This is a genomic window from Duganella kummerowiae (assembly GCF_053572355.1).
The window spans coordinates 304,483-322,812 of the sequence record NZ_JBKFEH010000010.1 but is presented as its reverse complement, the minus strand read 5'-3'; the positions used below and the strand labels follow the sequence as shown (position 1 = coordinate 322,812).

The 18,330-nt window shown below is 66.4% G+C and carries 18 protein-coding genes; 6 read left to right on the top strand and 12 right to left on the bottom strand.

Annotation, left to right across the window (positions count from 1 at the left end; translation table 11 throughout):
- The first annotated feature begins 216 nt into the window (after positions 1–216).
- Complete coding sequence (gene mutS / locus ACLB1G_RS15050; RefSeq protein ID WP_491628034.1) at positions 217–2,916, top strand: DNA mismatch repair protein MutS; 2,700 nt, start codon at positions 217–219, stop codon at positions 2,914–2,916.
- Positions 2,913–3,899 carry a hypothetical protein gene (locus tag ACLB1G_RS15045; protein ID WP_491628033.1) on the top strand — a complete coding sequence of 329 codons (987 nt, stop codon included), beginning with the start codon at positions 2,913–2,915 and terminating at the stop codon, positions 3,897–3,899. Before mutS ends, ACLB1G_RS15045 begins: the two co-directional genes overlap by 4 nt.
- A gap of 59 nt (positions 3,900–3,958) precedes the next feature.
- Here the strand turns inward: ACLB1G_RS15045 and ACLB1G_RS15040 are convergent, their stop codons facing one another.
- A complete protein-coding gene (locus ACLB1G_RS15040; RefSeq protein ID WP_491628032.1) occupies positions 3,959–4,498 on the bottom strand; it encodes an FKBP-type peptidyl-prolyl cis-trans isomerase in 540 nt (179 codons plus the stop codon).
- A 93-nt stretch (positions 4,499–4,591) separates the two neighbouring features.
- Between ACLB1G_RS15040 and ACLB1G_RS15035 the strand changes: the two genes are divergently transcribed.
- A complete protein-coding gene (locus ACLB1G_RS15035) occupies positions 4,592–5,713 on the top strand; it encodes a ribosomal protein uL16 3-hydroxylase (protein ID WP_491628031.1) in 1,122 nt (373 codons plus the stop codon).
- A 325-nt stretch (positions 5,714–6,038) separates the two neighbouring features.
- Positions 6,039–6,290, top strand: coding sequence for a hypothetical protein (locus tag ACLB1G_RS15030; RefSeq protein WP_491628030.1), 252 nt, complete (start codon positions 6,039–6,041; stop codon positions 6,288–6,290).
- Positions 6,291–6,422: 132 nt separating this feature from the next.
- Here ACLB1G_RS15030 and bamC read toward each other — a convergent pair whose 3' ends face one another.
- From bamC to ACLB1G_RS14985, 9 genes are all read right to left on the bottom strand, one after another.
- On the bottom strand, positions 6,423–7,607 hold the full coding sequence (bamC, locus tag ACLB1G_RS15025; protein ID WP_491628029.1) for an NlpB/DapX family lipoprotein: 1,185 nt from the start codon (positions 7,605–7,607) through the stop codon (positions 6,423–6,425).
- Positions 7,608–7,693: 86 nt separating this feature from the next.
- Positions 7,694–8,572 carry a 4-hydroxy-tetrahydrodipicolinate synthase gene (gene dapA, locus ACLB1G_RS15020; protein ID WP_491628224.1) on the bottom strand — a complete coding sequence of 293 codons (879 nt, stop codon included), beginning with the start codon at positions 8,570–8,572 and terminating at the stop codon, positions 7,694–7,696.
- A gap of 72 nt (positions 8,573–8,644) precedes the next feature.
- A complete protein-coding gene (locus ACLB1G_RS15015; RefSeq protein WP_491628028.1) occupies positions 8,645–9,214 on the bottom strand; it encodes a class I SAM-dependent methyltransferase in 570 nt (189 codons plus the stop codon).
- On the bottom strand, positions 9,211–10,413 hold the full coding sequence (locus tag ACLB1G_RS15010; protein ID WP_491628027.1) for a tryptophan--tRNA ligase: 1,203 nt from the start codon (positions 10,411–10,413) through the stop codon (positions 9,211–9,213). The genes ACLB1G_RS15015 and ACLB1G_RS15010 overlap by 4 nt, the downstream gene beginning before the upstream one ends.
- A 7-nt stretch (positions 10,414–10,420) precedes the next feature.
- Positions 10,421–11,089 (bottom strand): site-2 protease family protein, encoded by a 669-nt coding sequence (locus ACLB1G_RS15005; protein ID WP_491628026.1) that lies wholly within the window; start codon positions 11,087–11,089, stop codon positions 10,421–10,423.
- Between the two features lie 81 nt (positions 11,090–11,170).
- Positions 11,171–11,794, bottom strand: a complete 624-nt coding sequence (locus tag ACLB1G_RS15000; RefSeq protein WP_491628025.1) for an L-threonylcarbamoyladenylate synthase — start codon at positions 11,792–11,794, stop codon at positions 11,171–11,173.
- 3 nt (positions 11,795–11,797) lie between these two features.
- A complete protein-coding gene (gene htpX / locus ACLB1G_RS14995; protein WP_491628024.1) occupies positions 11,798–12,676 on the bottom strand; it encodes a protease HtpX in 879 nt (292 codons plus the stop codon).
- Positions 12,677–12,812: 136 nt separating this feature from the next.
- On the bottom strand, positions 12,813–13,646 hold the full coding sequence (locus tag ACLB1G_RS14990; protein WP_491628023.1) for a 3',5'-nucleoside bisphosphate phosphatase: 834 nt from the start codon (positions 13,644–13,646) through the stop codon (positions 12,813–12,815).
- Between the two features lie 166 nt (positions 13,647–13,812).
- Entirely contained in the window at positions 13,813–14,697 is an 885-nt protein-coding gene (locus ACLB1G_RS14985) for an alpha/beta fold hydrolase (RefSeq protein WP_491628022.1), read from the bottom strand.
- A gap of 145 nt (positions 14,698–14,842) precedes the next feature.
- On the opposite strand from ACLB1G_RS14985, the gene ACLB1G_RS14980 reads away from it, so the two are divergent.
- Positions 14,843–15,367, top strand: a complete 525-nt coding sequence (locus tag ACLB1G_RS14980) for a gamma carbonic anhydrase family protein (protein ID WP_491628021.1) — start codon at positions 14,843–14,845, stop codon at positions 15,365–15,367.
- A 3-nt stretch (positions 15,368–15,370) separates the two neighbouring features.
- Entirely contained in the window at positions 15,371–16,336 is a 966-nt protein-coding gene (gene hslO / locus ACLB1G_RS14975) for an Hsp33 family molecular chaperone HslO (RefSeq protein WP_491628020.1), read from the top strand.
- Between the two features lie 5 nt (positions 16,337–16,341).
- On the opposite strand, the gene ACLB1G_RS14970 is transcribed toward hslO, so the two are convergent.
- Positions 16,342–17,925 carry a gamma-glutamyltransferase family protein gene (locus tag ACLB1G_RS14970; RefSeq protein ID WP_491628019.1) on the bottom strand — a complete coding sequence of 528 codons (1,584 nt, stop codon included), beginning with the start codon at positions 17,923–17,925 and terminating at the stop codon, positions 16,342–16,344.
- Positions 17,915–18,319 (bottom strand): oxalurate catabolism protein HpxZ, encoded by a 405-nt coding sequence (gene hpxZ, locus ACLB1G_RS14965; protein WP_491628018.1) that lies wholly within the window; start codon positions 18,317–18,319, stop codon positions 17,915–17,917. Before hpxZ ends, ACLB1G_RS14970 begins: the two co-directional genes overlap by 11 nt.
- Positions 18,320–18,330 lie beyond the last annotated feature (11 nt).

Below are 18,330 nucleotides of genomic sequence, written 5' to 3'. Positions count from 1 at the left end.
AGACATACTGGCGCACGCAGTGACGCTCAAAGACCTCCCCACAGCAGTGGGCAACACTCCGGCCCAAGTCGCGGCAGAGCGCCCGTGGAAGCCCAGGCAATAAGCCGCATGGCAAAAGTTCATCGCTGCGGAACGAAAGCGGTAAAATGACGGGTTACGTGCGGGGCCATTGACGGCCGCCGCCCAACCCGGACTTGCCGCTACACCACAGAACCAATGACCACCGTCCCGAACGAAATCAACGCCGCCGCCGTCAAGAATAGTCCGACCGAAAAGGTCACTCCCATGATGCAGCAATACCTGCGCATCAAGGGCGAGTATCCGACCATGCTGGTGTTCTATCGCATGGGCGATTTCTACGAGCTGTTCCACGACGACGCCGAAAAAGCCGCGCGCATCCTGAACATCACGCTGACCGCGCGCGGCACCTCGAACGGCCAGCCGATCAAGATGTGCGGCGTGCCCTTCCACTCGCTGGAGGGCTACCTGGCCAAGCTGGTGAAAATCGGTGAATCGTGCGCCATCTGCGAGCAGATCGGCGATCCGGCCACCAGCAAGGGACCGGTGGAGCGCAAGGTGGTGCGCGTGGTCACGCCCGGCACCCTGACCGACGCCGACCTGCTGCCCGAAAAAGCCGAACGCCCGCTGCTGGCCATGTGCATCCTGAGCCAGCGCAAGGTGGCCACCGCCGGCCTGGCCTGGCTGTCGCTGGCCAGCGGCGCGCTGCGCCTGATGGAATTCTCGGGCGACACCCGCACCGTGCAGACCCGCTTGCGCCAGGAACTGGAGCGCATTTCGCCGGCCGAGATACTGCGCGGCGACGGCGCCGACCTGTTCGAGGAGGAGCCGGCGCCCTGCCACGTCAACCGCGTGCCCGAGTGGCACTTCGACGTGGTCGGCGGCCACCGCGCGCTGCTGGAGCAGCTCGGGGTGGCGACCCTGACCGGCTTCGGCGCAGACGGCCTGGGCGCCGCCTTCGGCGCGGCCGGCGCCCTGCTGCGCTATGCGCAATCGACCCAGGGACGCGGCCTGCAGCACGTGCGCGCGCTGGCGGTGGAGTCGGAATCGGAATTCATCGGCCTGGACGCCGCCACCCGCCGCAACCTGGAACTGACCGAGACCATACGCGGCCAGGAATCGCCCACCCTGTTCTCGCTGCTGGACCACTGCCGCACCGCCATGGGCTCGCGCCTGCTGCGCTACTGGCTGCATCATGCGAAACGCGACCAGAACGTCGCACGCTCGCGCCACCAGGCCATTGCCGCGCTGGCCGACAGCGACGTGACGGGCGCCCTGTCACACACGCTGGCGCAGGTGCCGGACATCGAACGCATCACCACCCGCGTGGCGCTGCTGTCGGCCCGTCCACGCGACCTGGCCAGCCTGCGCGACGGCCTGCAGCAGCTGCCCATGCTACGCCAGACCATGCAGCGCAGCCTGCAGCCGGGCCGGCACGGCGCCAGCGCCCTGCTGGACGCCATCCACACGGCCCTGGCCACGCCGGACGATTGCCTGGACCTGCTGCAGCGCGCCATCGCGCCCGAACCCTCGGCCATGGTGCGCGACGGCGGCGTGTTCGCGCGCGGCTACGACGCCGAACTCGATGAGCTGCGCGCGCTGTCGGAAAACGCCGGCCAGTTCCTGGTCGACCTGGAGACGCGCGAACGGGCCCGCACCGGCATCGCCAACCTGCGCGTCGAATACAACAAGGTGCACGGCTTCTATATCGAGGTCACCAACGGCCAGGCCACCAAGGTGCCGGACGACTACCGCCGCCGCCAGACCCTGAAGAATTGCGAACGCTACATCACGCCCGAGCTCAAGGCCTTCGAGGACAAGGCGCTGTCGGCCCAGGACCGCGCCCTGGCGCGCGAGAAGATGCTGTACGACCAGCTGCTGTCCGAGCTGGCGCCCTACATCGGCCAGCTGCAGACCATTGCCCAGGCCCTGGCCCAGCTGGACACGCTGACCGCGCTCACCGACCACGCGCTGCGCCACAACTGGTGCGCGCCGCAGCTGGTGCAGGAGTCGTGCCTGAACATCACGGCCGGCCGCCATCCGGTGGTGGAAAACCAGATCGAGCGCTTCATCGCCAACGATTGCCGCTTCGTCGACGAGCGCCGCTTGCTGCTGATCACCGGCCCCAACATGGGCGGTAAATCGACCTTCATGCGCCAGGTCGCGCTGATCACGCTGCTGGCCTACATGGGCAGCTACGTGCCGGCCGCCAGCGCCGTGATCGGTCCCATAGACCGTATCTTCACCCGCATCGGCGCCACCGACGACCTGGCCGGCGGCCGCTCGACCTTCATGGTGGAGATGACGGAAGCCGCCGCCATCCTCAACGGCGCCACCGACCGCTCGCTGGTGCTGATGGATGAGATCGGACGCGGCACCTCGACCTTCGACGGCCTGGCGCTGGCCTGGGCCATCGCCCGCCACCTGATCGACACCAGCCGCAGCTTCTCGCTGTTCGCCACCCACTACTTCGAACTGACCCAGCTGCCCGAAAGCCATCCCACCGCCGCCAATGTGCACCTGTCGGCCGTGGAGCACAAGGACAGCATCGTGTTCCTGCATGCGGTGCAGGACGGTCCGGCCTCGCAAAGCTACGGCCTGCAGGTGGCGCAGCTGGCCGGCGTGCCGCAGCCGGTGATCAAGGCCGCCCGCAAGCACCTGGCGCGGCTGGAAGCGCAGGCGCTGGACGCCACGCCCCAGCTGGACCTGTTCGCCGCGCCCGTGGCCGACGCCAACGACGACGAGGCGCCGCAGGCGGCGCAGCCAGCCGCGGAGCACCCGGCCGTGCGCGCCCTGCTGGACGCCATGGCCGGACTGGATCCGGACGCCCTCACCCCGCGCGAAGCGCTGGAGCAGCTGTACCAGCTCAAGCGCCTGGCGCAGCCCGCGCTCGCATGAGCCGGCCGGCGCGCAGCCTGCCGTTCCCGGCCGCCCGCGCGGCGGGGCACGGCCTGCTGGCAGCCGTGCTCTGCTTGGCCGCGCTGATGCCGGCCGCCGCCGCCCCATCCGCCAAGGGCGCGCCCCCCAAGGCCTACAGCTTCGGCGTGGTCGGCCACACCTTCAAGAATGTCTCGGACGAGAGCGCGCTCAAGCGCGGCGTGGAGGAACTCAACCAGGGCAATCCGGCCTTCATCGTGGCCACCGGCATCAAGGCCGCCACCGAGCCGTGCAGCGACAAGCTGTACAGCCAGCGGCGCGCCATCCTGGCGGCCTCGGAAGCGCCCATGGTGGTGTCGCTGGCCGGCAGCGACTGGAGCGCCTGCCTGAATTCGGCCGGACGCTCGAACGCCATCGAACGCCTGAACCGGTTGCGCGAACTGTTCTATCCCGACAGCGAATCGCTGGGCCTGCGCCAGCTGGGCGTGACGCGGCTGTCGTCCAGCGCCAAGTTCCGCAGCTATGCGGAGAACTCGCACTGGGAGGTGGGCAAGGTGCTGTACGCCACCATCAACCTGCCGGCCAATAACAACCACTACCGCCCGGAAGCAGGCCGCAACAGCGAGTACGAGGACCGGCTGGTGGCCAACCGCGCGTGGCTGCACCGCCTGTTCACGCTTGCGCAGCGTGAAAAGCTGCATGGGCTGGTGCTGTTCTCGGACGGCGACGCCGGTGTACTGCAGGAGGAAGGCTTCTCGCTGCTGAAAAGCTTCAACACCAAACAGGATGGCTACGCCGAACCGCGGCGGCAGATACGCGCCATGGCGGAAAAATTCCAGGGGAAGGTGCTGCTGGTCGATGCGCAGGGAGGCAATGCGGAACCGGTCATCCAGTGGCGCGGCAATGTGGGCCACCTGGGCGTGGGCAGTGCGTGGGTGGAGGTGAAAGTGAGGCCGGGAGACGCCGCCCTCTTTACGCTCAAGGGCGGCGCCGAACCTCAATAGAAGGCTAACACGAGCGTGGCCAGGCGCCGCGCCACCACGCTCGTCTTGAAACGGCAGCCTTAGTGGATGGGGTGGATGGCGACGTGATCGCCCTCTTCGCCATCATCCTCATCGTCGTGATGGTGGCCGTGGGCGCCGTGCACGTGGCCGTGGGCCACTTCTTCCTCGGTAGCCTCGCGCACCTCGGCCACTTCCAGGCTGAAGCGCAGGGCAATGCCGGCCAGCGGGTGGTTGCCGTCCAGGACCACCTTGTCGTCGGCGATGTCGGTCACGGTGAAGATCATCGATTCCTCGTCGCTGTCGCCGTCCGGGGTGCCTTCGAACTGCATGCCCACTTCCAGGGGCTCGGGCAGGCGGTTGCGCGGCTCGACCTTGACCAGGTTGGGGTCGTAGTCGCCGAAGGCATCTTCCGGCTCGATCTGGATGGTGGAGGCGTAGCCCACTTCCTTGCCGTCCAGTTCTTCTTCGATCTTGGGCAGGGTGTTCTCGTAGCCGCCGTGCAGGTAAACCATCGGTTGACGGCCGTCCTCGATCAGGTTGTTCTGCGCGTCGGACAGCGTGTAGTTCACCGTCACGACGGTATTCTTGGCGATCTTCATGTTGGGGCTTCCTTGTATGATGTTAGCTGCGCGATTATACCCTGATCGCCAGCCCCCCTGCCGCGCCGCCCGCCCCGCTGGGTATAATGGCGTATGAAAAAATTACCCTTACTCGGCAATATCACGCCCGCGCAATTCCTGCGCGACTACTGGCACAAGCAACCCCTCCTGATCCGCCAGGCCATCCCCGGCTTCAAGCCGCTGCTGTCGCTGGACGCCCTGAAAACGCTGGCCACCCACAATTACGTGGAGTCGCGCCTGGTGACGGCCGGCGCCAACGGCTGGGACATGCAACACGGCCCGCTGGCCGAGCTGCCGCCCGCCACCCAGCGCGAATGGACCATGCTGGTGCAGGGCGTCAACCTGCACAACGACAAGGCCGACGCGCTGCTGCGCCAGTTCCGCTTCGTGCCGGACGCGCGCCTGGACGACCTGATGGTCAGCTACGCCACCGACGGCGGCGGCGTCGGCCCGCACTTCGATTCCTACGATGTGTTCCTGCTGCAGGCCCAGGGCAAGCGCCGCTGGCGCATCAGCGCCCAGAAGGACCTCAGCCTGGTCGAGGGCCTGCCGCTGAAGATACTGTCCAACTTCCAGGCCGAACAGGAATTCGTGCTGGAGCCGGGCGACATGCTGTACCTGCCGCCGCACTACGCCCACGACGGCGTGGCCGAGGGCGAGTGCCAGACCTATTCGATCGGCTTCCGTTCGCCGTCCTACCAGGAACTGGGCGAGGCCTTTTTGCAATTCATGGCCGACTCTATCGACCTCCCGGGCCGCTATGCCGATCCGGACCTGGAAACCAGCAGTAAGCCGGCCGAGATCCCGCGCCACATGCTGGCCACCATCGCCGATGAATTGAACAAGGTGCGCTTCACCGAGGACGACGTCACCATCTTCCTGGGCGAGTACTTGTCCGAGCCCAAGCACAATGTCTTCTTCACCGGCCCGGCCAAGCCGCTCACGGTGGGCAAGTTCCAGCAGCGCGCCCTGGACAAGGGCGTGACCCTGTCGCGCAAGACCCTGATGCTGTACCGGGGCAAAAACGTGTTCATCAATGGGGAATCCTTTGGCGTGGGGCGGGCTGACAAGCCCACACTGGAAGCCCTGGCCAACCAGCGCGCGCTGGACGGCGCCCAGGTGGCGGCCGCCTCCGACGACGTCCTCGAAGCCCTCTACACCTGGTACCAGGATGGCTGGCTGGAATTGCGCTGAGAGCAAGCCGGATTGTGTGCAACAATCGCATTTTTATAGGTAAAATAACGGCGCTCGAGGCGCATACCGGTAGGGTGCGGCGCAGCAGCAGGTGGCCCGCAAAGCAAAAGTTGCGATACCGCAAAATAGTTGAGCCGACCACTGCTTGTGCTATTGCGACGCACTAAAAATCGCTATAATATGCGGTTAGGAAGTTTCCATTGTCTGGCTTGCACCATTTCCATGGTAAGAGCCGTCGTAGACGACGACCTAATGAGCGATAATTACCGGTAATTATTAATCGCAACACAGTTGTTTTTAATTTGAATTAATTAAGGAAAACCCCATGAAAAAATCCCTGCTGATCGCTTCCCTGCTGGCCGTTGCTCTGGCTGCTTGCGCCAAGAAAGAAGAAGCTGCTCCTGCTCCGGCTCCTGTTGCCGCTCCTGAAGCCGCTCCTGCTCCTGCCGCTGCTCCGGCCGCTCCTGCTGCTGACGCTGCTGCTGCCGCTTCGCAAGCTGCTTCGGCCGCTGCTGACGCTGCTGCTGCTGCTTCGCAAGCCGCTTCGGCTGCTGCCGCTCCTGCTGCTTCGAAGTAATTCTTCAGCAGAAGAAAAGACCGGCCTGCGGGCCGGTTTTTTTTCGCCCAGCTTTTTGCCCTGCCCTGCGGTAGTCAGCCTGCAGGCACAAAAAAACCGGCCTCGGCCGGTTTTTTTGTGCATTGCAACAGCTTATTTGAGCTGTTCGTGCAGCAAGACGAGGATCTTTTCGGCCACCGGGCTGGTGTCCGGCTGGCCCTGGTTGTTGAGCACCTTGACCACGCTGGTCGTGCCCTCGCCGGCCTTGACGGAAATGCGGTAGCGCTGCGCTTCCTTGTCGGCTTCCGACGAGCCCCAGCTGAACAGCTTGCTGAACCAGCCCTTGCTTTCGGCCGAGTCCTGGTCCACATAGCGAACGAAGTACATGCCCTGGCTGCGGTCGCGGTCTTCCACGGTGAAGCCGGCGCGATCCAGCGCCAGGCCGACGCGGCGCCAGGCGCGGTCGAAGCCCTCGTCCACCGACACGGCGCGCTCGGTGCCGGCGCCCACCAGGGTGGCGTGCTGCGGCTGGACGATGGCGTTGTTGACGGCAGTCTTGGCCTGCGCCAGCTGCGCATCTTCAGAATTGCTCAGCTTGGTCATCAGGCGCGCCAGGAATTCCGCTTCCAGGCCCGGGTCGGTGGGACGCGGGGTCCACATGGAGCCATCCTTTTCCTTGCCGGTCAGGACTTCCTGCACGCCGCGGTGCGAGATGTAGATTTCCGTGGTGCCGTCCGGGTTGCGTTCGACGCGGGTGCGGAACTTGTCGCGCTCGCCGGTCGAATACAGGGAATCGAACACCTTGCCCAGCGTGTTGCGGATGAAGTCATTCGGCAGTTTGGCGCGGTTCTCGTTCCACTCGGTTTCCAGGATGCCGGCATTGGGCGCATCCACGGCCAGGGTGAAGCCCGAATCTTCCCAGAACTGCTTGAGCTGGGGCCACAGCTGCTCCGGAGTCTGCTTGACCACCAGCCAGCGCTGGTTGCCGGCGCGCTCGACCTTGATGTCGGCCATGGACGGCACGACCGGCACGGCCGATACGGGACCGGACACGGCAGCGCCGCCCAGGGCTCCGGACTGGGCCGCCTTCTGGGCATTGTAGCCGGAGGCCGTGGCCACGCCATTGTTCGAATCGGGCAGCGAATAGCGGTTGTCTTTCTGCAGCTGGGTCAGGTCGGGCGGCACGTCCAGCGTGCTGGCCTTCTTGGTGGACTTGTAATCGACCTTGTCATTGCCGACGACGGAACCGATCATGCCGCAGCCGGTCAGGCTGGTCATCAAGGCGCCCACTACCAGGGCGCGCTGCGAGGAAATCGTTGCGATCTTGCGTTTAGTCATGTCTTCAAGCTGCATGCAGCCAATTCAGGGAAGATCCCGGCCAGGGGCGGCCGGGGCTTAGAGGACGTCCTCTTGGTGTACGAAGCTCAGGCCAGCACGCCGGCTTCGTGGAGGGCGGCACGCACGGCTGCGTGGTAGTCGGCCGCCAGGGGCACCAGGGGCAGGCGTATGCCGGCAGGCATTTTGCCCATTTCCGCCAGCGCCCACTTGACCGGCACCGGATTGGGTTCCACGAACAGTTTCTGGTGCAGCGGGAACACCTTGTTGTTAATCTCGGTGGCGCGCGCCACCTCGCCGGCCATGGCGGCCTTGCACAGTTCGTGCATGGCGCGCGGCGCCACGTTGGCGGTGACCGAGATATTGCCGGCCCCACCGGCCAGCATCAGGGCCATGGCGGTCGGATCGTCGCCGGAGTACACGGCAAAGGACTTGGGCGCCAGGCGCAGCAGGTCGTAGCCACGGGCGATATTGCCGGTGGCATCCTTCACGCCGACGATGCCGGGGATGGCGGCCAGGCGCAGAATGGTTTCGTTGCTCATGTCCGCCACGGTACGGCCGGGCACGTTGTACAGGATGACCGGCAGGTCCACCGCTTCGGCAATGGCCTTGAAGTGCTGGTACATGCCTTCCTGGGTGGGGCGGTTGTAGTAGGGCACCACCTGCAAGGTGGCGTCGGCCCCGGCTTCCTTGGCGTAGCGGGTCAGCTTGATGGCTTCGGCGGTCGAATTGCCGCCGGCGCCGGCGATGATGGGGATGCGGCCCTTGGCATGTTCGACCGTCGCCTTGATCAGCGCGCAGTGCTCTTCGACGCTGACGGTGGCCGATTCGCCAGTGGTGCCGGCGATGACGATGGAATCCGTACCCTCGGCAATATGCCAGTCGATCAGCTGCTTCAGACCTTCGAAGTCCAGACTGCCGTCCGCATGCATGGGGGTGACGATTGCTACTATGCTGCCCTTGATCATAGAGGAAACCACTACAAAGATTTTAAAACAACGATTGTAGACGATAGGCCGCGCCTGTGGTGCATTCCGGCGCTAGAAATCGGCCCCTAAAGGCGGCAAGATGGCGGCCTCGCGGGGGAATTCCGGCTTCACGGCGCAGATACGTTGCACCATGGCAGCTTTTGGCGCTGCCTGCACGCCTTCCTCGAACGCCACCACGCGCAAGCCGTGCTGGCGCGCCCATTCCAGCAGTTCGCCCGGCTGCAGCAGGAAGGCGGGATTGGAGGGCTTTCCAAACTGCGCATTGCCGTCCGCGAAGGTTTCGTAGATCAGCATGCCGCCCGGCGCCAGCGATTCCACCATGCCCGCCGTCAGCGGCCGGTGCAGGTAGTTGGTGACGACGATGCCGGCAAAGCGCGCCGGGCCGAACGGCCAGGCCGCGCCCGGCGCCTCCAGGTCGATTTCCGAGATGGTGATGCCGGGCCCGGCCGCGGCGGCCAGCGCCTGCGGATCGCGGTCCACCGCCACCACGGCATGGCCCAGGGCGGCCAAGTGGCGCGAATGGCGGCCGCTGCCGCAGGCCAGGTCCAGCACCTCGCCGCCCGGCACCAGGGGCGCCCAGCGCCGCACCCAGGGTGAAACAGTGTCGATGTCGTGACTCATGTGTAGGCCAATCCCATCGCTTCGCGCACGTCGCGCATGGTGTCCTGGGCCAGCTTGCGGGCCACGTCGTTGCCATCGGCCACGATGGCGCGCACCAGCGAGGGGTCGTCCAGGTAGGGTTGGGCGCGCTCGTGCATGGGCTCCTGCTCCTTGACGATGGCGGCTATCATCGGCTGCTTGCACTCGATGCAGCCTATGCCGGCCGAGGTGCAGCCCTTCTGCACCCACTCGCGCGTATCCTGGTCGGTATACACCTGGTGGAATTGCCATACCGGGCAGCGCTCCGGGTCGCCGGGGTCGCTGCGGCGCACCCGGGCCGGGTCGGTCGGCATGGTGCGGATTTTCTTTTCCAGCACGGTCTTTTCCTCGCGCAGGGCGATGGCGTTGCCATAGCTCTTGGACATCTTGCGGCCATCCAGGCCGGGCAGGCGCGAAGCGGCCGTCAGGCGCGCCTGCGGTTCGACCAGGATCAGCTTGCGGCTGCCCTCCAGGTAGCCGAACAGGCGCTCGCGGTCGCCCATGGACAGGCTCTGGGCGTCGTCCAGCATGGCCTTGGCCTGGGCCAGGGCTTCGTCCTTGCCCTCCTGCTGGTATTCGGTGCGCAGCTCGTGGTACAGCTTGGCGCGCTTGCTGCCCAGTTTCTTCACTGCCTCCAGGGCCTTGTCCTCGAAGCCCGCTTCCTTGCCGTACAGGTGATTGAAGCGGCGCGCGATCTCGCGCATCATTTCGATGTGCGGCACCTGGTCCTCGCCCACCGGCACCTGGCTGGCGCGGTAGATCAGCACGTCGGCCGCCTGCAGCAGCGGGTAGCCGAGGAAGCCGTAGGTGGCCAGGTCGCGGTTGGCCAAATTCTCGATCTGGTCCTTGTAGGTAGGCACGCGCTCCAGCCAGCCCAGCGGGGTGGCCATGGACAGCAGCAAGTGCAGCTCGGCGTGCTCGGGCACGCGCGACTGGATGAACAGCGTGGCCTGGGAGGGATCGACCCCGGCCGCCAGCCAGTCCACCAGCATGTCCCAGGTGCTGCGCTCGATCACGCGCGGGTCGTCGTAGTGGGTGGTCAGGGCGTGCCAGTCAGCCACGAAAAACAGACAGGGTAGCTCGGTCTGCATCTTGATCCAGTTGGTCAATGCACCGTGGTAGTGGCCCAGGTGCATGGCGCCCGTGGGGCGCATGCCGGAAACAACGCGATCGGGATACATAGGGGTTTTAATTGAGTAGGTAAATCAGGGGCGTGACCAAGAAGTAGAACACCTGCTGCACGGCCGTCATGCCGGCCAGCAATGCGCCATTCAGCACGCCCAGCTGCATCAGCACGATCAGGCCGATGAACACGAAAAAGCCGTAGCGCTCGATCTGCGCGAACTGGCGCGCATACGGCATGGGCAGCAGGCCGGTGACGATGCGCCCGCCGTCCAGCGGCGGAATGGGAATCAGGTTGAACACGCACATGGCGGAATTGACGCTGACGCCGGCCTTGGCCATCTGCACGAAGAAGTCCGGCGCGTCGAGCGCCAGCAGCACCACCCAGAACACCATCCAGGCCAGGCCCATGGCGAAGTTGGCGCCCGGACCGGCGGCGGCCACGAAGGCCATCTGCTTCTTGGGGTTGCGCAGGCGGCCGAAATCCACCGGCACCGGGCGCGCATAGCCGAACGGCGGCAAGCCGATATAGTGCAGCAGCAGCGGCAGCAGCACGGTGCCGAAGGGGTCGATGTGGCGGATCGGGTTCAGGCTCAGGCGGCCTTCGTTGGCGGCGGTCGGATCGCCGAAATAACGCGCCACATAGCCATGCGCCGCTTCGTGCAGCGAGATGGCAAACAGGACGGGGATCAGGTAGACCGTGATGGTACGGACGGCGATGTCGAATTCACTCATGGGGGGGATTTTACCAGAGGCGGGGAACAAGCCGGGCGGCCCCGGCCGGGGCCGCCCGCTGGACGTAACCTGGAGGCACTCCTACAGGCCGAAGGCGGCGACATCGCCCCGCCCCTGGCGCACCAGCACGGCGTCGGGGCCGGTCAGGTCGATCACGGTGGTCGGTTCGAAACTGCAGGCGCCGCCGTCGACGATCAGGTCGACCTGCTTTTCCAGCCGCTCGCGGATGGTGTCGGCGTCGGTCAGGGTGTCCTCGTCGCCGGGCAGTATCAGGGTGGTGCCCAGCAGCGGCTGCTGCAGCTCGGCCAGCAGCGCCTCCACGATGGGATTTTCCGGCACCCGCAGGCCTATGGTCTTGCGCGATGGGTGGCTCAGGCGGCGCGGCACGCACTTGGTCGCCTCCAGGATGAAGGTGTAAGGGCCGGGCGTGGCTGCCTTCAGCAGGCGGAACTGGCGGTTGTCCACGCGCGCATACTCGCCCAGCTCGCTCAGGTCGCGGCACAGCAGGGTCAGGTGGTGCTTCTCGTCAATGCCGCGGATACGGCGCAGGCGTTCCACGGCCGCCTTGTCATCCAGGTGGCATACCAGCGCGTAGCAGGAATCGGTGGGCAGGGCCACGATGCCGCCGCCATGGATGATCTGGGCCGCCTGCTTGATCAGGCGGCCCTGCGGATTGACGGGATGTATCTGGAAGAATTGGCTCATGAATCACACTACCACATTGCGCAGCGCGGCAATGCGCTGCTCGAACGGCGGGTGAGTGGAGAACAGCGCGCTCCAGCCGCCGCCATTGGTGATGCCGGCCGCCGCGATCGACTGCGGCAGCGCTCCCGGCTCCATGCCGCCCAGGCGCATCAGGGCGTGCTGCATGGGGACGCTGCTGCCCAGCAGCCTGGCGGAACCGGCGTCGGCGCGGAATTCGCGCTGGCGCGAGAACCAGGCCACGATCAGCGAGGCGGCGATGCCGAACACCAGCTCGCACACGAATACGGTGATGGTATAGCCTATGCCGGGACCACGGCGGTCCTCGCCCTTGAGCAGCACCTTGTCGACGAAAAAGCCGACCACGCGCGCCAGGAACACCACGAAGGTGTTGACCACGCCCTGTATCAGGGTCATGGTGACCATGTCGCCATTGGCGACGTGGGCCACCTCGTGGGCCAGCACGGCTTCCACCTCGTCGCGGTTCATGCTTTCCAGGAGCCCCGTGGACACCGCCACCAGGGCCGAGTTCTTGAAGGCGCCGGTGGCGAAGGCGTTCGGTTCGCCATCGTACACGGCCACTTCCGGCATGGCGATGCCGGCCCGTTCAGCCAGCCGGCCCACGGTATTCACCAGCCACATCTCGGTGGAGGAACCGGGCTGCGTGATGACGCGGGCGCCGGTGGACCACTTGGCCATCGGCTTGCTGATCAATAGCGAGAAAATGGCGCCGGTGAAGCCCACCACCAGCGAGAACGCCATCAGCTGGCCCAGCTGCAGCTGGCCGCCCGCGCCCGGCCGGCCTATGCCCAGCAGCGACAGGATGATGGACAGCACCAGCATCACGGCGAGGTTGGTGGCAATGAACAGGATGATGCGTTTCATGGGGTCTCCGGGCGCGGGTGCGCCTCACAATTGAACAAATAATTGAACAAATAATTGGACAGATGATCACAAGGTAGGGCCAAACCGGCCTTATTTCAATACGTCCATGGCCGGCAAAACAGTGACGGAATTACCGTCAGAACCAGTCGTGCCAGACCGGCTTGACGTTGGCCGGCAGCGGCGGCAGCTTGGCGAAATCGACCCGTGCCTCGCCCGGCGCATGGAAATCGGTGCCGCGCGAGGCCAGGAAGCCATAGCTGTTGGCCAGCTGCGCATAGACCGGATACTGCTCCGGCGTGTGGCTGCCGGTGACCACTTCGATGGCGCTGCCGCCCAGCTGCTTGAATTCGTCGAACAGCGCGCCCTGGGCGGTCTGGTTGAAGCGGTAGCGGCCCGGATGGGCGATCACGGCGATGCCGCCCGCGCCGCGTATCCAGCGCACGCAATCCTCCAGCGTGGCCCAGGCATGCGGCACATAGCCCGGCTTGCCCTCGCACAGGTAGCGGCGGAACACGTCCGGGATGTCGGTGCACACGCCCTGCTCCACCAGGAAGCGGGCGAAATGGGTGCGCGACATGAGGTCCGGATTGCCGACGAATTTCAGCGCGCCCTCATAGGCGCCAGGGATGCCGGCCTGCTCCAGCTGGCGCGCGATCTCGCGGCCCCGGTTATCGCGGCCGGAGCGGGTGCGGGCCAGGCCGGCCACCAGCTCGGCATTGGTCTCGTCGATCTGCAGGCCGACGATGTGCACCGTCTCCCTGGCCCAGGTGATGGAAATCTCCACCCCGGTGACGAAGCGCATGCCCTGCTCCTGCGCGGCGGCGCGGGCGGCGGCGATGCCGCCCACTTCATCGTGGTCGGTCAGGGCCCAGGCATCGACGCCGCCCGCGCGCGCGTGCGCGGCCACGGCGGCCGGGGCCAGGACACCGTCGGAGACGTTGGAATGGCAATGAAGATCGACTTTCAGCATGGCTTTGGGAAGCTGTTTAAAAATGACCATGGCGTCGTTGCGGCTCCCCGCCGTGCAAGCGCACTGCCTTCGTCGCCGCGCCTAGCCCTGCTCATTTTGAAACAGCTTCCTTGATAGGATGAAGTGCCCATTGTACGCGTTCAGCCGCCAGCCATGGTGCGCGCGATCAGGACGCGAGGAATTCCTCGATCAGCGCGGCCAGCATTTCCGGCTGGTCGTGGTGCAGCATGTGGCCGGCGTCCGGCAGCTTCCTGCAGGTGAGATCAGCGAAATGGGCCAGGCGGCGTTCCAGTTCCGTGCGCACGCCGTCCCGCTCGCCCATCCATTCCCACATATTGGTCTGCTCGGCTTCCACCCACAGCACCGGCGCCGTGACGGCGCTCCAGCAGGCCATGTGCTCGTCCGCGTGGTACAGCAGGGGGCCGGGCTGCTTGTGCACCGGATCGCCCAGGATTTCCCACCGGCCGTCCGCCTTCTGCTCCGACCAGTGCCGGGCCAGGAAGGCGGCGCGCTCATCGCTCAGGCGCGGATTGGTCTTTTGCAAACGCTGCACCACGGCCTCCAGCGAGGGATAAGCGCGCATCTCGGCCCCGGCCTGTACGTTGTCCAGCCACTCGGCGTAGCGGCGCGGCGCGTGGTGCGGCTTGCTGGCCTTCAGGCCAGCCCCCTCCAGGTTGATCAGCTTGCGGATGCGCTGCGGCCGCGCGCCCGCATACATGCTGACGATGTTGCCGCCCATGCTGTGGCCCAGCAGGTTGACCGGCTCCTCCGGCGAATAATGGCGCAGCACGGCGTCCAGGTCGGCCAGGTAGTCTGGGAACCAGTAGGTATCCTGGCCGGAGCGCTGCGACAGGCCGAAGCCGCGCCAGTCCAGCGCGATCACGTGCCAGTCCTGCTTCAGGTGGTCGACCACGAACTGGAACGAGGCCGAGACATCCATCCAGCCATGCATCATGAACAGCTTGGGCGCGCCCTCGCGGCCCCAGTGGCGCAGGTGCAGGCGCAGGCCGCGGATGGACAGGAATTCGGAACGGGACGGTGTCATGGTCATCAGCCTTGAAATGGGGAACGCCAGCGCCATATCGGGAGATCGATGTGCAAACCGCCGGCTGCAAGGCAAAATAATAGCACGACCGTTCTCAAACCGTGGGACCGCGCAGCGTACAATAGCGCCATCCCCCTACACAGGCCCTGCCATGACCATATACCAACTGGGCGACGACGCCCCCGACATCGCCGAGACGGCCTATGTGGCCGATACCGCCACCCTGATCGGCAAGGTCAGCGTGGAAGCCAACGCCAGCGTGTGGTTCGGCGCCATCCTGCGCGGCGACAACGAGCGCATCACCATAGGCGAAAACAGCAATGTGCAGGAAGCCACCGTGATGCACACCGACATGGGCTACCCGCTCACGCTGGGCAAGAACGTGACCATAGGCCACGCCGCCATGCTGCACGGCTGCACCATCGGCGACGGCGCCCTGGTCGGCATACAGGCCGTGATACTGAATGGGGCCAAGATCGGCAAGGGCTGCCTGGTGGGGGCCGGCGCCCTGGTCACGGAAGGCAAGGAATTCCCGGACAATACCCTGATCGTGGGCGCGCCGGCCAAGGCCATCCGCACGCTGGGTCCGGACGACGCCGCCCGCCTGCAGGCCAACGCCGACCATTACGCGGCGCGCGGCCGGATGTACAAGACGCAACTCAAGAAGATAGGATAAACCATGACCACCACCCTGCCCGCCAACCCGGCCCAGGACACCCTGCAGAAATTCATGTTCGAGAACGCCGCCGTACGCGGCGAGTTCGTCGACGTGTCGGCCACCTGGCGCGAGATCGTCGCACGCCATGACTACCCCACGGCCGTGCAGCGCCTGCTGGGCCAGATGGTGTCGGCCGCCGCCCTGCTGTCGGCCAACCTGAAATTCGACGGCTCCATCATCATGCAGATCCACGGCGACGGGCCGGTGCGCCTGCTGGTGGTCGAATGCGATTCCGAGCTGCGCCTGCGCGCCACCGCCAAGCTGAACGCGGCCACCGCCATCGCCACCGACGCCGGCCTGACCGCGCTGCTCAATGAAAACGGCAATGGCCGCTTCATCATCACGCTGGACCCGAACGACAAGGCGCCGGGCCAGCAGCCCTACCAGGGCGTGGTGCCGCTGGACGGCGACGATGTCGCCACCGTGATCGAGAACTACATGCTGCGCTCCGAGCAGCTGGACACCAAGCTGTGGCTGGCCGCCGACAGCAGCGTGGCGCGCGGCCTGTTGCTGCAAAAGCTGCCCTACCACGGCGGCAAGGCCGACGCCACGCAGGTGTCCGAGGACGAGGCGCTGGAAACCTGGAACCGCGCCGTCATGCTGGGCACGACGCTCAAGGAGCAGGAGCTGCTGGAGACCACCATCGACGTGCTGATGCAGCGCCTTTTCTGGGAAGAGACCATCCGCGTGTTCGATCCGCTGCATCCGGAATTCCACTGCACCTGCACCCGCGAGAAGGTCGGCAACATGCTCAAGATGCTGGGCCAGGCGGAGGTGGAATCGGTGCTGGCCGAGCAGGGCCACGTGGGCGTGAACTGCGACTTCTGCGGCCAGCACTACGAGTACGACAAGGTCGATTGCGCCCAGCTGTTCACCAGCGATGCGCCGGCCGAGGTACTGCTGCACCCCAGCGAAGCCAAGCACTGAGGGTGTCAGGCCGCCGCGCAGGCGCCGTCCGCGCGCGGATCGGTGGCGGCCTCCATCATCCCGTTGCCATGCACGGCCACCGCGCCGGCGTGGCCCATCATGTCGCTGTAATCGGCCACCAGTTCCACCTCGTGGCCGGCGCGCTCCAGCTGCCGTACCAGTTCCGGCGGCCAGCGCCCCTCCAGCTTCAAATTGGTCGAGTCGGCGCCCCAGGTGCGGCCCAGCAGCCAGCGCGGCGCATTGATGGCGGCCTGCATGTCCTGGCCGAACAGCACATGGCGCGTGTAGATGGCGGCCTGGGTTTGCGGCTGCCCCTCCCCGCCCATGGTGCCGTAGGCCAGGGTGCGGCCATCCTTGAGGCGCGCCAGCGCGGGATTCAAGGTATGGAACGGCAGCCGGCCCGGCCCCAGCTGGTTGGGGCCTTCGCCCAGGGTAAAGCTGGCGCCCCGGTTCTGCCATACCACGCCCGTATCCGGCACCACCACGCCGCTGCCGAACTCCCAGAAGATGCTCTGGATGTAGCTGACCACGCGGCCGTCGCGGTCGGCGGCGCCCATCCAGATGGTGTCGCCCGGCTTGGCCGGGTGCGGCCAGGGTGCGGCGCGGTGCGGGTCGATTGCGGCCGCTTCGCGCGCCAGCGCATCGGCATGCAGCCAGGCGCCCGGATCCACCTTCATGCGGCCCGGATCGCCGACATGGGCGTTGCGCTGGATGAAGGCGCGCTTGGTGGCTTCCACCAGCCCGTGCACGTGGGCGTAGCTGTCCGCCTCCTGCACCTGGAGGCGCTCGAAGATCCCCAATATCATCAGCGAGGATACGCCCTGGGTGGGCGGGGCGTGGTTGTACAGGCGTCCCGCGCCAGTCTCCATCGCCAGCGGCGCGGTGGTGAGGGCGCGGTACTGTTCGAGATCTTGCAGGCGCAGCGGGCTGCCGCAGTCCAGCAGGCCCTGCGCCAGCGTGCGCGCCAGGCCGCCGCGATAGAAATCATCCAGGCCCGCCTCGGCCAGCTGGCGCAGCGTGGCGGCCAGCACCGGCTGGCGCAGCACGGAGCCCAGCACCGGCAAGCCTTGCGCGGCATAGGTGTCGGCAAAGCCGGGCTGCGCGCCCAGTTCCGCCCATTTGGCGGCGGTCAGCTCCACCTGCGACTGCGTCACCGGCACGCCCTGCTGCGCGTGGCGGATGGCGTCTTCCAGCAGGCGAGGCAAGGGCATCCTGCCGCCGGCGGCGCGCGCGTGGCGCAGCGCTTCATCCCAGCCGCCGATGGCGCCCGCCACCGTGAGCGCGGCGCGCGGCCCGCGCGTCGGAATGGCGCTGTCGCCGTGCGTGGCGTAGAACTCCGGGGTCGCCAGGGTGGCCGCCTGGCCGCAGGCACGGATGGCTTGCACCGGCTTGCCCGGTTCGCTGATCAGCCAGAAGCCGTCGCCGCCTATGCCGTTCATGTGCGGGTAGACCACGGCGATGGCGGCAGCCGCCGCCACCATGGCTTCGATGGCGTTTCCGCCCTCGCGCAGCACGCTCGCGCCGGCCTGCGCGGCCAGGTGGTGCGGGGCGGTGACCATGCCGCCCACGCAGGTGAGGCTACGCTGCATGGCCGCCTCCCGGTTCATCCATCAGGGAGACGTGGGCCGCCACGATGCGCCAGCCCTGCGGCAGGCGCAGCCAGGTGTGGCTCTGGCGGCCTATGCGTGTGCTGCCCTCGCGCGTGAATTCCGTGTTGGCGGTGGCGTAGTCGCGGCCATAGGTGGTGATGACGGTGTTGCGCAGGGTGCGCTCCAGTCCCGCCGCGGGGCGCGATGCGCGGTAGGCGCGGATGGCGTCGTAGCCATGCAGGTTTTCGGCCGCGCCGTAGCGCAGGGTGTGCGGACTGTCCCAGAACAGGGCGTCCAGTTCGGCCACGTCGTTGCCGGTCAGGGCGCGTTCGTAGCGGGCGAATTCGGCGCTGACTTCGGCCAGCACCTCGGGCAGGTTGATCGGGTATACCATGGTGGTTTCCA